6 protein-coding genes are annotated in these 14676 nt (G+C 61.3%); 4 read left to right on the forward strand and 2 right to left on the reverse strand.

Annotation, left to right across the window (positions count from 1 at the left end; all coding sequences use genetic code 11):
- Positions 1-852: 852 nt before the first annotated feature.
- A complete protein-coding gene (locus tag MA07_RS16185; RefSeq protein WP_052003226.1) occupies positions 853-3336 on the reverse strand; it encodes a glycogen/starch/alpha-glucan phosphorylase in 2484 nt (827 codons plus the stop codon).
- Between the two features lie 469 nt (positions 3337-3805).
- Between MA07_RS16185 and otsA the strand changes: the two genes are divergently transcribed.
- The 4 genes from otsA (at position 3806) to glgB (ending at position 14288) form a co-directional block, all read left to right on the forward strand.
- Positions 3806-5239 (forward strand): alpha,alpha-trehalose-phosphate synthase (UDP-forming), encoded by a 1434-nt coding sequence (otsA, locus tag MA07_RS16190; RefSeq protein WP_244445269.1) that lies wholly within the window; start codon positions 3806-3808, stop codon positions 5237-5239.
- Positions 5240-5479: 240 nt separating this feature from the next.
- Positions 5480-8764 carry a maltotransferase domain-containing protein gene (locus MA07_RS16195; protein WP_036353571.1) on the forward strand — a complete coding sequence of 1095 codons (3285 nt, stop codon included), beginning with the start codon at positions 5480-5482 and terminating at the stop codon, positions 8762-8764.
- A gap of 5 nt (positions 8765-8769) precedes the next feature.
- Positions 8770-12084 (forward strand): maltose alpha-D-glucosyltransferase, encoded by a 3315-nt coding sequence (gene treS / locus MA07_RS16200; RefSeq protein ID WP_036353076.1) that lies wholly within the window; start codon positions 8770-8772, stop codon positions 12082-12084.
- Positions 12081-14288, forward strand: coding sequence for a 1,4-alpha-glucan branching protein GlgB (glgB, locus tag MA07_RS16205; protein ID WP_036353078.1), 2208 nt, complete (start codon positions 12081-12083; stop codon positions 14286-14288). Before treS ends, glgB begins: the two co-directional genes overlap by 4 nt.
- 67 nt (positions 14289-14355) lie before the next feature.
- Here glgB and MA07_RS16210 read toward each other — a convergent pair whose 3' ends face one another.
- Positions 14356-14583, reverse strand: coding sequence for a hypothetical protein (locus MA07_RS16210; RefSeq protein ID WP_152568890.1), 228 nt, complete (start codon positions 14581-14583; stop codon positions 14356-14358).
- Between the last annotated feature and the right edge of the window lie 93 nt (positions 14584-14676).

Consider the following 14676-nt stretch of genomic DNA (forward strand, 5'->3'; position numbering starts at 1 on the left):
CGCCCCCAGGGCAAGGGCTTGAGGAGCCATCCTCGAGCATTCTTCACTCAACAGCCGAGCAGGCCGCCGACACTGCCCGTGACCTTTATCAGCGAAGCCGAACTTACCTGGAGCGGGGCAGGCGCTATGTGCCTGAGGCTGAGCGCTACTACCGGCAAGGGACCGAAACCATAGCTCGCCCGGTGCAGGAACACCCGGTTGCTGCTTTGCTCCTTGTCGGAGGACTTGGTTGTGCATTGGGATGGATGCTGGGCCGGCGTACATCCGGCGCTTCTCCCGTACGGCTTTGGCATGCGGGATCCAACCGGCGTCCCACAGAAGCCCAGGCATGGCGCCCGGCACCCCACTCCGCGTCTGGAGGCCGCCACTTCCGTAGCCACGACAATGTCGAGGCGGCAAGCCACACGAACAACAGCTTCTGATGCGTTCTACGTCGGACGGGCCGAGATGCGGATCTCGGCCCGTCCGCAGAGTGCTGCTGCGTTAGACCACTGTTATGCAGATTTGCGGGTTGGAGCTCTCGCCCCCAGGGCTCCCAAGGCTGCGAATGACAGTCGCGGCTGGTGATCGTCAGCGGCTTGGATCTGGGACTCGCATACGACGCAATCCACTCCGCTTCTGACGCCCTGAATCCAGTATTGCGGTTCATAGGACGTGAGAGGGAGCTGCTTCACGACGACATAGGTGTTCCGGCTCGGACGCAGAGGGCTTGCCGGAACGACAGATTGGCCGACTTCGTACTTGTGGATCATGGCAGGCTCCACGAGGCTACCAATCAACCCCTCGTCTCCCGACAGGGGTTTTATTCCATAAGGTCAAATCGGGATCAAAGTTCCCATCCTTGGCTTTCGTTCAGACAGGAACCTTCCAGATTTCATCGGCATATTCGCGGATCGTACGATCGGATGAGAACCAGCCGACCCTGGAGGTGTTCAGCACGCTGGCTCGGCTCCACGCGGAAGGCTGCTGCCAAAGCTCGTCGACCTGGCGTTGGGTCGTCCAGTAGGAGTCGAAGTCGGCAGCCACCATGAACGTGTCGTCGAACGACAGGGCATGCGCCAGGGAGTCGAACCGGTGCGGATCGTCCGGCGAGAAGGTCCCGGACGTCATCAGGTTGATGGCTCTCTCAAATCGGGGCGACCATTCCGACCGGTCGCGGTGCATCCCGGCTTTGTGGAATGTCTCGACCTCGTCGGCGGTCATCCCGAAGATGAAGATGTTGTCGGCTCCGACACACTCGCGGATCTCGATGTTCGCTCCGTCGAGGGTGCCGATCGTGAGGGCGCCGTTCAGGGCAAGCTTCATGTTGCCGGTGCCGGATGCCTCCATGCCGGCGGTCGAGATCTGCTCGGACAGGTCCGCCGCAGGGATGATCGCCTCAGCCAGGCTGACATTGTAGTTGGGAAGAAAAACGACCTTCAGACGGCCGGACACGACAGGGTCGGAATTGATGGTCCTGGCGACATCGTTGGCGAGCTTGATGATCAGCTTTGCGCGGTGATAGCTGGCTGCGGCCTTGCCTGCGAAGATCTTGACCCGTGGCACCCAATTCCGCTCGGGTTCCGACCGGATGGCATCGTAGAGTGCAATCGCTTCCAGGATGTTGAGAAGCTGGCGCTTATATTCGTGGATTCGTTTGATATGGACGTCGAACAGGGCGTCCGGATCGATCTGCACCCCCGTCCGCTCGGCTACAACCTTGGCCAGATTCACCTTCGATGCGCGGCGCTGGTTCCTGAACCGGTCCTGGAAGGCGCTGTCGTCCGCCAGCCTCTCGAGTCTGATCAAGGCTCCTGGATCGTCCAGAACCGCCTCGCCGAGTTCCTGCACCAGGAGCTGCGTCAGTTGCGGGTTCGCCTGATGAAGCCATCGACGGAAGGTGATACCGTTCGTCTTGTTGACGATGCGACCCGGGTAGAGCGCATTGAGATCGCGGAACACCGTCTGGCGCATTAAGCCGGTATGGAGCGCCGACACACCATTGACCTTATGGGCGCCGATGAACGCCAGATGGCCCATGCGCACATACCGGCCCTGGCTCTCGTCGATCATCGAAACGGCCTTGATGAGCTCGACATCGGCCGACCGGCGGATCAAAGGCTCCAGGTGCAGCCAGTTGATATGATAGATGATCTGAAGGTGGCGCGGGAGAAGCCGCTCCATCAACGACACGGGCCAACGCTCGAGGGCCTCGGGCATGAGGGTGTGGTTTGTGTAGTTCAGCGTTCTGGTCGTAATCGCCCAAGCACCGTCCCACGCAAGATGATGCTCATCCACCAGAAGGCGCATCAGCTCCGCTACGGCGAGAGCCGGGTGAGTATCGTTCATCTGGATTGCTGCGCGATCAGGCAGCGTGTGGAGATCCCCATGCAGCCGGATGTGCCGGGCCAGCAGGTCCTGCAGGGAGGCCGAGGTGAAGAAGAACTCCTGGCGCAGGCGCAGCTCCCGTCCGGCCTCCGTCTCGTCGCCGGGGTAGAGCACGCGGGAGATCGCTTCGGCACGGGTCCGGTCGGCGAGCGCGCCGACATGGTCGCCTGAATTGAAGGCATCGAGCCGCAGCGGCTCGGCGGCCCGGGCCGACCAAAGCCTTAGGGTGTTGACGTGATTGCCGCGCCATCCGACCACGGGAGTATCGAAGGCAGCCGCCTGAATGGCTTCGGCGGGCCTCCAGACAAAGCCTGCCGGTCCGTCCGATGCGGGCATCTCCTCGACGAAGCCGCCAAACGGCACCTGATAAACCAGATCCGAGCGCTCGAACTCCCATGGATTTCCCCGAACGAGCCAGTCTTCGGGAAGCTCCTGCTGCCATCCGTCCCGGAGGCCTTGGCGGAACAGGCCGTGCTCGTAGCGAATCCCGTAGCCGTAGGCCGGGAGCTCAAGGCTGGCCATGCTCTCCATGAAGCAGGCGGCGAGCCGACCGAGGCCGCCATTTCCAAGGGCAGCGTCCGGTTCGATCGCGCGGATGCGATCCAGATCGACCCCGAGCCCGGCGAGAGCGTCTCTGGCGCAATCGGTCAGACGGAGATTGTTGAGGGTATCGGACAGCAGCCGCCCGATCAGGAACTCGAGCGAGAAGTAGCAGACGTGCTTGTGACCGGCCTGGTTCTGCCCTTTGGACACCATCCAGCGATCCATGGCGCGGTCGCGCACGGCCAAGGCCGTTGCGGTGAACCAGTCGTGATCGGTCGCATGAGCCGGGTTCGTGCCGACGTCATAGGTCAGCTTCGCCAGGATCGCCTGCTGGAACGCTTCCGTTTCGGGGTCCCTCGCCGGACGTGACGGCTCGCTCGCCGCATAGGTGGGCTCAGCCTCGTCACGATGAAGGGCGGAGGGCAATAGGCTTTGATCGAAACTCTCCACAGGCAACCCCTAGTCTGCAATTATCAAGCAAGAAACGATCTCGCCTGTATTGTGTCGGCATTCTTTTAACAGACCGATAGCAACTTCAGAATGATACTCAACAATAGTTATCAAATTACCCAGAGAGCGTGACGCCTCGCCGCAGTTCACGGCGTAATTTTCTTTCAGGCCAAGGTTGTTGCTGAAGGATGCGAAGGTCCAACAGCTTATTTTGCGCCGGCGGGAACTGCCTCCGGCTCGGATGGTTTAACCTTCACCATTCGTTCAAGGTCAGGTCATGGCCGACATTCCAGACATCACGCGAGAAGCACAGAATCGGGCGGTTCCGTCTCCGGTGGAGAGTCCGCCTGAAGCGCCGGATCAATCTCCTGCAAAAGCCAAGAGGCCGCCCCGAACGGGCCGGAGCAAGAGACAAGCTTCCCCGTCCCATCAGCAGCGTCTGGTCGTGGTCTCGAACCGGGTTCCTGTGCCCAAGGAGGGGACAAGCAAGGCGGGCGGCCTGACCGTTGCGCTCGAGGGGGCGTTGAAGCAAAGCGGCGGCCTCTGGTTCGGCTGGTCCGGCGAGACGGTCGAGAGCCCCTCCGACCAAGCGAAGGTCTCGCAGGCCGGCAACATCACCTTTGCGGTTCTGGATCTCTCCCAGCAGGACTACGACGAGTATTATGCAGGCTTCGCCAATCGGGCGTTGTGGCCTGTCTGCCATTACAGGCTGGATCTCGTTCAGATCGAGCGGCAAGAGCTCGACGGATACTTCCGGGTCAACCGAGCCTTTGCGGCCTCTCTGGCCCCATTGCTGCGGCCCGACGACGTGATCTGGGTTCATGATTATCATTTCATCCCCCTGGCTGCGGAGCTCCGGCGGTTGGGTTTCAAGAACCGGATTGGCTTCTTCCTCCATATTCCATGGCCGCCCTCTGATGTGGCCAGCGCTTTGCCAGCGTACCAGCAGCTTCTCCAAGGGTTCGGCGCCTATGATCTGGTCGGCTTTCACACACCACAGGATGCGGAGAATTTTCAGCGCTGCCTGATCCGTGAGAACATCGGAGCCTCAACGGGAACGGGAGAGCACGAGATCGACGGTCATAAGGTTCGGATCGGCGCCTTTCCGGTGGGGATCGACACCGAAACCTTTGTTCGTGCCGCCGCCAACGCCGAACGGAATGCTCTCGTGCGCCGAACCAAGGCGAGCCTCGGCGACCGGGCTTTGATCATCGGGGTGGACCGGCTCGACTATTCAAAAGGTTTGAAGCAGCGGATCGAGGCGTTCTCCTGTTTCGTCAAGTCCAACCCGGACTTCCGCAACCGCGTTACCTACATCCAGATCACCCCGAAATCTCGCTCGGATGTTCCCGAATACCAGCGCATGCAGCGTGAGATTGCGGAGCAGGCGGGGTGGACCAACGGAAGCCTCGGGGAGGTCGACTGGACCCCCGTGCGGTATGTCAACAGAACCGTTGGGCATGCAGCCCTTGCCGGGTTGTATCGCATGTCCCAGATTGGCCTCGTGACACCGTTGCGCGATGGGATGAACCTCGTTGCAAAGGAGTTCGTCGCGGCTCAGCAACCGGAAGACCCCGGCGTCCTGATCCTGTCGCGCTTTGCAGGCGCAGCGCACGAGCTCGACGGCGCCATTCTCGTCAATCCCTACGATACGGAAGCCTGCGCTGCAGCGATTGCACGGGCTCTCCGGATGCCGCTGGAGGAAAGGCGGGAACGGTGGGATTCGATGATGGCCCGGTTGCGGAGCAACACCGTCGAGGCCTGGTGCCAGCATTTCCTCGCCAGTTTGAGCGACACTTCCGATGGAGGCTTGGAACCGCATATCTCAACAAACGCAGAGAATGGACGGTATCCCTTCTCCGAAGCTGCGCCGGCTTAAGGTCGCCCTCGAATTTCCCGCTGCATGGCCTCGGTCGGACAAGTTCCGTTGAGAGTGCCGCGAGCGATCTGGATGGGAACAGGAACCAAAGCCAAGGGGGCTTGTTTCTGACAGGGAGGCTCTGCCGGTCAGAACTCGGTCTTTCCGATGCCGGTGGTGAACTCACCCCAGGTTGATCCAATCGAATAGCGACAGGGCCGAACCGTGTCACCAGCAGACAGCCTCCTCGCAAGCTCCCAGATCGCGCGGACGAAAGACGTAAGCCGCAAGGCTCCGCGGATCTACTACGTACACCCGCTGCTGGCCGGACCCTTGGACAACTGGGATGAGATCTTCGATCACGCAGCCGCCCTGGGTTTCGACACCATCCTGATGGCTCCGCCATTCGAGCCGGGACATGGCGGCAGCATCTTCCTGCCACGGGACATGACCCGGCTCCACCCGAGCCTCGGTCACGGCGAGGCGGCGGATGGGCTTGCGCGGGTTGCCGAAAAGGCCAGAGCCCGCAACCTCGGCCTGGCGCTTGACCTCGTTCTTGACCGGGTGGCGGCTGACAGCGCCTTCGCCCGCGAACTCGGCCTCGATGCCCCAATCCCGGACATCCTCGATCCACGGCAGGACCCTGCTGAAAGGGAAGCCGTGATCATCCCGTTCGATGGCGGTGGCCCGGACGATCATCCGCACCTGAAAACTCTGGCCGAGCGCCTGCGTGCTCTCATCGCTGCTGGGATCACAGGCTTTCGCTGCCTGCACTGGGACAGGGTCCCTGCGTCCGCTTTGAGGCGCTTCATAGCGGATGTCAGAGGACACGCGCCCGATCTTCAATTTCTTGCCTGGACCCCCGGAACGAACTTTCAATCAAGGCAGGCGCTCCGTGGTGCCGGCTTCAGTGGGACGTTTTCCTCGCTGTGCTGGTGGGACTTGAAGGAAAGCTGGATTGCCGACGAACACGAACAACTGAGGAGCATCGGCTACGAAATTGCCTTTCCGGAGGTCCCCTTCGACAAGCGCATCACTCACGAGGTGGAGCCTCTGGATGTGCTGGAGCGCCGCGCAACCCGCGCGTTGCGGCTTGCTGCGTCCGTCGGTGACGGCCTTCTCGTGCCGATGGGCTTCGAATTCGGTTGCCGGGACAGATTCGACCCGACCCGCGGCGATGGAGCTGGACTGAAGGGGCTGCGAGAACGGATCGCCTTTGAACTCACGGGAGAGGTCCGCGCGGCGAACCAGTTGCTCGCCGGCAATGATAAGCAGTTCGCCTGCAAGCCGGTGCATCTCGTCGTAGGGCATGCATCCCCGGTGACCGCTTTGCTGAGGACAGACGCGGAGGATGTGCGGCAAAGCAAGGCAGCCCGTCTGATCGTCGCGAACTCCGATCTCCGGCGGACAGCCCAGGCAACCGGTGCGTTCCTGGCGTCGGAGAGCGGCGCCCAGTTCATGCCGTTTCGCGAGGTGGGTGAGGGCGGCTTCGAACTCACTCCGGTAACGACTGTCAGACTCGATCCGGGCGAGGTCAGGATTTTCGAGGGCCATCCCCCCAGGCCGATTAGAGGAGCGGTATCAGTGCCGGCTGTCGACCAGGCCATCGTGGCACCGCGGCTCGTCATCGAGAATGTCACGCCAGCCGTGGATGGAGGCGCGTTCCCGGTCAAGCGGATCGTCGGTGAAGTGATCAGGGTGGAGGCGGACATCTTCGGCGATGGTCACGATCCTCTGATGGCCGCATTGGCTTGGCGTGCTGTCGACGAGGAACAGTGGCGCGAAACCCGCATGACCCTCCTGGTCAATGACCGCTGGAGCGCGGAATTCCCGCTGGAGCGGCTGGGTCGACACGAATTTGTCGTTCAGGCCTGGCGTGATCCCTTCGCGATCTTCCGGTCGGAACTGGAAAAGAAATACGCTGCCGGTCTCGACGTGACCCTGGAACTGGAGGAGGGGCGTCTCCTGGTCGAAGAGGCAAGGGCCGACGTCCAGGGTGACATCGCCGACCGCATCCACAGCCTAGCCGACAGGCTCGTCGATGCGGATTATGGCGCCCGCCTCGAGATCCTTCTGGCGCCGGAGACATCGGATGTCATGACGGCCGCGGACCGGCGGCCGTTCATGCTGCGCTCCCAGGCGATCTCCATCGATGCCGAACGCACGGCTGCCGGGTTCGCCAGCTGGTACGAGCTGTTCCCGCGCTCGATGAGCGATGATCCCAAGCGTCATGGCACGTTCGATGATGTGATCCGCAAGCTCCCATATATCCGCAACATGGGGTTCGACGTTCTCTACATGACGCCGATCCACCCCATCGGTCGAACACACCGGAAGGGCCCCAACAACAGCCTTAACGCAGGTCCGGACGATCCGGGCAGCCCTTACGCCATCGGTTCCGAGGCGGGTGGTCATGACGCCATTCACCCTGAGCTCGGTACGTTCGAGGACTTCCGGCGTCTCGTTGCCGCTGCCGCCGATCACGGGCTGGAGCTTGCCTTAGATATTGCAGTTCAGGCCTCTCCGGATCACCCATGGCTGAAGGAGCACCCGGACTGGTTCGACTGGCGGCCGGATGGAACGATCAAGTACGCGGAGAATCCGCCCAAGAAGTACGAGGACATCGTCAACGTGGACTTTTATGCCAAGGGCGCGATGCCGTCCCTGTGGATTGAGCTGCGTGACACCATTCTGCTCTGGGTCGAACAGGGGGTGAAGCTCTTCCGGATCGACAATCCCCATACGAAGCCATTCCCGTTCTGGGAGTGGCTGATCGGGGAAGTGCGCCGCGACCACCCGGATGTTGCCTTCCTGTCGGAGGCCTTCACGCGGCCGAAGATCATGTACAGGCTCGCCAAGATCGGCTTCTCACAATCCTACACCTACTTCACGTGGCGCAACGAGAAGGCGGAGATGGCGGAGTACCTGAACGAGCTCTCGCAGACGGCGCCGAAGGATTTCTTCCGGCCGCATTTCTTCGTGAACACGCCCGACATCAACCCGGATTTCCTGCAGGATGCGCCTCGTTCCGCCTACCTGATCCGTGCGGCTCTTGCCACGACGCTCTCCGGGCTTTGGGGAATGTACAGCGGGTTTGAGCTCTGCGAAGGGCGGCCCGACGTCAAGAAGAAGGAATACGCAGACAGCGAGAAGTATGAGCTCCGCGCGTGGGACTGGGATCGACCCGGCAACATCATCCGGGAGATCTCGATTCTGAACCGGATCCGGCACGACAACCCGGCCCTGCATACGCACCTCAACATCTCTTTCCTCAACGCCTCGAACGATAAAATCATCTTCTATGAGAAGGCGACACCCGGGCGTGAGAACGTCCTGCTCGTGGCGGTCAGCTTCGATCCCCACAATGTGCAGGAGGCCGATGTGGAGCTGCCTCTCTGGAAGTTCGGCCTGCCGGATCATGGCTCCGTGGCGGTCGAGGATCTCGTGCGTCAACACCGCTTCACCTGGACTGGCAAGTATCAGCGCATCCGCTGCGATCCGGGCGAACTTCCTTTCTCGATCTGGCGCATAGCCCCTAAGGACTGACAAGAATGCTCAAGAAGAACGACACGTCCCTCAAGAGCGAGACCACCCTTGGAACCGATCCGCTCTGGTACAAGGATGCGATCATCTATCAGCTGCATGTGAAGTCGTTCTTCGATGCCAACAACGACGGCATCGGCGACTTCGCAGGCCTGCTCGCTAAGCTGGATTACATCGCCTCCCTTGGGGTGAACACCATCTGGCTGCTGCCGTTCTATCCGTCACCCCGGCTCGATGACGGCTATGACATAGCCGAGTACCGCGATGTCAGCCCCGACTATGGCAGCTTGAAGGAGTTCAAGACCTTCGTGCGGGAAGCCCATGCCCGAGGGCTGCGCGTCATTACGGAGCTGGTGATCAACCACACGTCCGACCAGCATCCCTGGTTCCAGCGCGCACGCCACGCAAAGCCCGGCTCAAAGGAACGGGACTTCTATGTCTGGTCCGACACGGACCAGAAGTATCCGGAGACGCGGATCATCTTTCTCGACACCGAGAAATCGAACTGGACCTGGGATTCGGCGGCAGGTGCCTATTTCTGGCACCGTTTCTATTCGCATCAGCCGGATCTGAACTTCGACAATCCGCGTGTCCTCAAGGAAGTCCTGAGCGTCATGCGGTTCTGGCTCGACATGGGCATCGACGGGCTGCGCCTCGATGCCATTCCCTATCTCATCGAGCGGGAAGGCACCAACAACGAGAATCTTCCGGAGACCCACGTGGTTCTCAAGAAGATCCGCGCAGCGCTCGATGCCACCTATCCAGACCGGATGCTGCTGGCGGAGGCCAATCAATGGCCGGAGGACACTCAGGAATACTTCGGCGACGGCGACGAATGCCACATGGCCTTCCATTTCCCGCTGATGCCGCGCATGTACATGGCTATCGCGAAGGAAGACCGCTTTCCCATCACCGATATTCTGCGCCAGACACCTGAAATTCCCGAGAAATGCCAATGGGCGATCTTTCTCCGCAACCATGACGAGCTGACGCTCGAGATGGTGACGGACGAAGAGCGCGACTACCTCTGGAACACCTATGCGGCCGACAAGCGGGCTCGCATTAATCTCGGCATCCGCCGCAGGCTGGCGCCTCTCATGCAGAGGGATCGCCGGCGCATCGAGCTGATGAATGCGCTCCTCCTGTCCATGCCCGGAACGCCCGTCGTCTATTACGGCGACGAAATCGGGATGGGCGACAACATCTACCTCGGCGACCGGGACGGCGTTCGCACGCCCATGCAGTGGTCGCCGGACCGAAATGGCGGCTTCTCCAGGGCGGATCCGGCAAGCCTCGTGCTGCCGGCGATCATGGACCCGGTTTACGGTTTCGAGTCCGTCAACGTGGAGGCACAGAGCCGTGACCAGCATTCGCTGCTGAACTGGATGCGCCGCATGCTGATGCTGCGCCGCAATCACCATGCTTTCGGCCGCGGCACATTCCGGCTTCTGTATCCGGCCAACCGCAAGGTCCTGGCCTATCTGCGCGAGCACGAGGGTGAGACCATTCTGTGCGTCGCAAATCTGTCGCGGACGCCGCAGGCGGTCGAGCTTGATCTGTCGGCATTCGCCGGCCGGGTTCCCGTGGAGATGACCGGCCCGTCGCCGTTCCCACCCATTGGCCAGCTGACCTACCTGCTGACCCTTCCGCCCTACGGCTTCTATTGGTTCCAGCTCACGACGGAGGTCGAAAGCCCACAATGGCGGACAGCGCCTCCTGAGCAGTTGACCGAGTTCGAAACCCTGGTTCTGCGAGGCGGTCATCAGGGAGGCCTGGAGGAGCGGCACATTCAGCTGATCGCCCGGGACGTCCTGCCCACCTATCTGCCGATCCGGCGCTGGTTCGCCTCCAAGAATGAGACGCTGCACGAAGCGCGCATTCCGTGGACGGTGCCGATGCCGTTCGCCGAGGATGTGCTGATGGGCGAGATCGAGGCGATCGTCGGCCAGCGCACGGAGCGCTACTTCATGCCCTTGGGCATCGCATGGGAAAGCGCCGGGGGATTGCCATTGCCGCAGCAGCTTGCACTAGCCAGAGTCCGCAGAGGACCCCGGGTCGGCTTCCTGACCGACGGCTTTGCCGTCGACCGGTGGGCGCATGCGGTCCTGCAGGCCTTGTGCGAGAGATCGACGGTTGGGACCCCGGACGGAGAAATCCGGTTCGAGGGCACGCCCGAACTGGATTGCATGCAGGTCACGTCCGATGCTCCGATCCGCTGGCTCTCGGCCGAGCAGTCGAACAGTTCGTTGATCGTCGGCGACCTTGCGATGATCAAGCTCGTACGCCGCGTGTTTGCCGGTACGCACCCGGAAGCGGAGATGACGCAATATCTGACGAAAGTCGACTATCAGAACTCCGCTCCTCTCCTGGGGCAGGTCCTGCGGGTCTCCGAGGATGGGACACCGCATACCCTCGCCATTGTCCAGGGCGCTATCCGCAATCAGGGTGATGCCTGGAACTGGATGCTCGAGAATCTGAAGCGCACCCTCGACGAGTACGAGCTGATCGAAAACGACACGATCCCTGAGGAAGGTATCTTCACCACCCTCGAGAATTTCGCCGAAGTCGTGGGACAGCGCCTCGGCGAGTTGCACGTGGCTCTGGCTGCACAGACGGACGATCAGGCCTTTGCGCCGATCGCGGCTGGAGCTGGGGAGATCGATGGCTGGAAAACGAGAGCCCAGGAGCAGCTCGTGTCTGCTCTTGATATATTGAGTAATGTTCGGGGCGATCTGGATCCTGAGACCGGTGCGCTCGCCGACAGCATCCTCGAACATCGTGATGAGCTGATCACCGCTGTGGACCGGCTTGCGGAGGCTGGCCGTGGAACGCTCCTGACGCGAATCCACGGCGACTTCCACTTCGGCCAGGTCCTTGTCGCGCAGGGGGATGCCTACATCATCGACTTCGAGGGCGAACCCGTACGCGAGCTGGAGGAAAGGCGCGCAAAGACAAGCCCGCTCCGGGACGTTGCCGGATTGCTGCGCTCCCTTGATTACGTGGCCGTCACCGCATCTATGCCTGAGGAGGATATCTCGTCTCCGCAATTCCGCGGCATCCGCGGCTCGCTGCTCAAGAACTTCTATGCAGGAGCGCAAAGGGCTTTCCTGGATGCTTACTGGGATGCTACTGCTCAGGCTCCACAGCTCGGGCTCTCGCCTGACAGGCACCGGTCGCTCCTCGATCTGTTCCTGCTTGAGAAGGCTGCCTACGAGGTCCAGTATGAGGCTTCCAACCGTCCGAGATGGTTGGCGATCCCCCTCCAAGGCTTGTCCGATATTGTGCATCGCCTCGCAGACGCGGGACGCGGAGGACATGAATGACGCCCGGACGTGACAATCTCCTTGCCGGCATCGAGCCAGGCAATGTTCAGGCTTTGGTCGAGGGGCGGCATGGGGACCCGTTCTCGATCCTCGGGCAGCATCCCGCAGGCGGCGGAAGCATTGTCCGTGTCTTTATGCCGGGTGCGAAGTCTGTTGAGGTTCTACGGAGGGACACAGATGGAGAGCCTGACCGGTTGCATCTCGTGCATGCGGATGGGTTGTTTGCCGGAACGGTCGACCATCGAGAACGCTACAGGTTGCGCGTTCACTGGCCCGATGCCGTCCAGGAGATGGAAGATCCTTATAGCTTCGGCCTGCTCCTCGGCGACCTCGATCTGCATCTGATCGGGCAGGGCACTCACTACGAACTAGGCTCCGTCCTCGGCGCACAGCCCATGACCATCGACGGTGTGGCTGGCGTGCGATTTGCCGTCTGGGCTCCGAATTCCCGTCGTGTCTCGGTGGTGGGAGACTTCAACAGCTGGGATGGACGGCGCAATCCCATGCGCCTGCGTCGGGAGGCCGGAATCTGGGAGCTGTTCATTCCGCGCCTTGGCCCCGGCGAGCGCTACAAATTCGAGGTGGTCGGACCGCACGGACAGCTGCTGCCGCAGAAGGCCGATCCCATTGCGCGAGCGGCCGAGCCTGCTCCCGGCTCGGCATCCGTCGTCGCTCGTTCGGAGCCTTTCCGCTGGACGGACGCCGAGTGGATGGCGGCGAGGGCTGCGCGCCAGACTGAGACCGCGCCGATCTCTGTCTACGAGGTCCATGCCGGTTCCTGGATGCGACTGGAGAATGAAGGAAACCGCAGCCTCGACTGGACCGAGTTGGCGGATCGCCTGATCCCCTATGTGGCCGGACTGGGGTTCACCCATATTGAACTTCTGCCGATCACCGAGTATCCGTTCGGAGGCTCCTGGGGGTATCAGCCCCTCGGCCTCTTCGCCCCAACCGGTCGGTATGGGACCCCGGAAGATTTCGCCGAGTTCGTGAACCGTTGCCATGAAGCTGGCATAGGCGTGATCCTCGACTGGGTTCCGGCTCATTTCCCAACCGATGTCTGGGGGCTTGCGCAGTTCGACGGGACGGCGCTCTACGAGCATCAGGATCCCAGGGAAGGGTTCCACCAGGATTGGAACACCCTGATCTACAACCTCGGCCGCAACGAGGTGAAGGGCTTTCTGATCGCCAGCGCGCTTCATTGGCTGGAGCGCTTCCACATCGATGCGCTTCGGGTGGATGCTGTCGCATCGATGCTCTACCGCGACTACAGCCGCCAGGCGGGCGAGTGGATTCCCAATAAGTACGGGGGCAGAGAGAATCTCGAGTCCATCGAGTTCTTCAAGCATCTCAACAGCATCGTGTCCCACCGCTGCGGCGGCGCGATCACCATCGCGGAGGAATCCACCGCATTCCCAGGCGTTACCAAACCTGCGGAAGAGGGCGGGCTCGGGTTCACGTTCAAATGGAACATGGGCTGGATGCACGACACGCTCCATTATGTGGAGCAGGACCCCGTCTACCGCAGCTACAATCACGGCGCCTTCACGTTCGGTATGGTCTATGCCTATTCCGAGCGCTTCATCCTTCCGCTGTCGCATGATGAAGTCGTGCACGGGAAAGGATCGCTGATCCGGAAGATGCCAGGCGACGAGTGGCAGCGCTTCGCAAATCTGCGGGCCTATTTCGGGTATATGTGGGCGCACCCCGGCAAGAAACTCCTGTTCATGGGCGGCGAGATCGCACAGGAGCGGGAGTGGAACCACGATGCCTCGATCTCGTGGGAGTTGCTGGACAATCCGCGGCACGCCGGAGTTCAAAGGCTCATCGGCGATCTCAACCGCATCTATGCGACCGAACCGGCCCTCCATGGCACCGATGCCGATCCCAGCGGCTTCGAATGGGCGGTGGTGGACGATTCCGGAAATTCCGTCTTTGCCATGCTGCGGCTGGCACGGGATGGAAGTTCCATCATTCTTGCCGTCAGCAACATGACCCCCGTTCCGAGGATGTCCTATCGCATCGGAGTGCCGAGATCAGGGCTGTGGCATGAAGTTCTCAATACGGATGCGGCGATCTACGGCGGCGGCAATCTTGGGAATGGCGGGGCTCTGCAGGCCGAAGAGGTTCCATCCCATGGGCGCCCCTTCTCCTTGAACCTCGTGCTTCCACCCTTGAGCACGATCATGCTCCGCTGGGGTTAGCCGACTTTGAGGCGCGTGACCGCCGGATGCTCCTTGTGTTGCTTAGAACGGGAGCGGTTCCAAACCTTCAGAAGACATCGTCTTTCTGAAAGCATGGAACCGCTCCTTCGTGCTCATGGAATGAAAAGGTGCAGCGGTGTTCGAGGGCGAACGCGGCAATGTGTCTGAGCGCATCCTGAGAATCATATGAAAGCGTGTCCTCACCGAACATACGAGCCAGCACATCCTCCGGAACCGTAAGGGTCGCACCAGGATCCATATGGTCAAGCTCACGAGCAAGATCCTCTTTGATCATTCGGGCCTCCATTTCTACCCTCCACAATACCAGACTTTTCACGAGGGGAATGGAAAACCGGGCGAGGGGAACCTTGCATCCTGACTGCTGCCG

Origin of the sequence: Microvirga sp. BSC39 (assembly GCF_000739015.1) — a bacterium.
Taxonomy (GTDB): Bacteria; Pseudomonadota; Alphaproteobacteria; order Rhizobiales; family Beijerinckiaceae; genus Microvirga.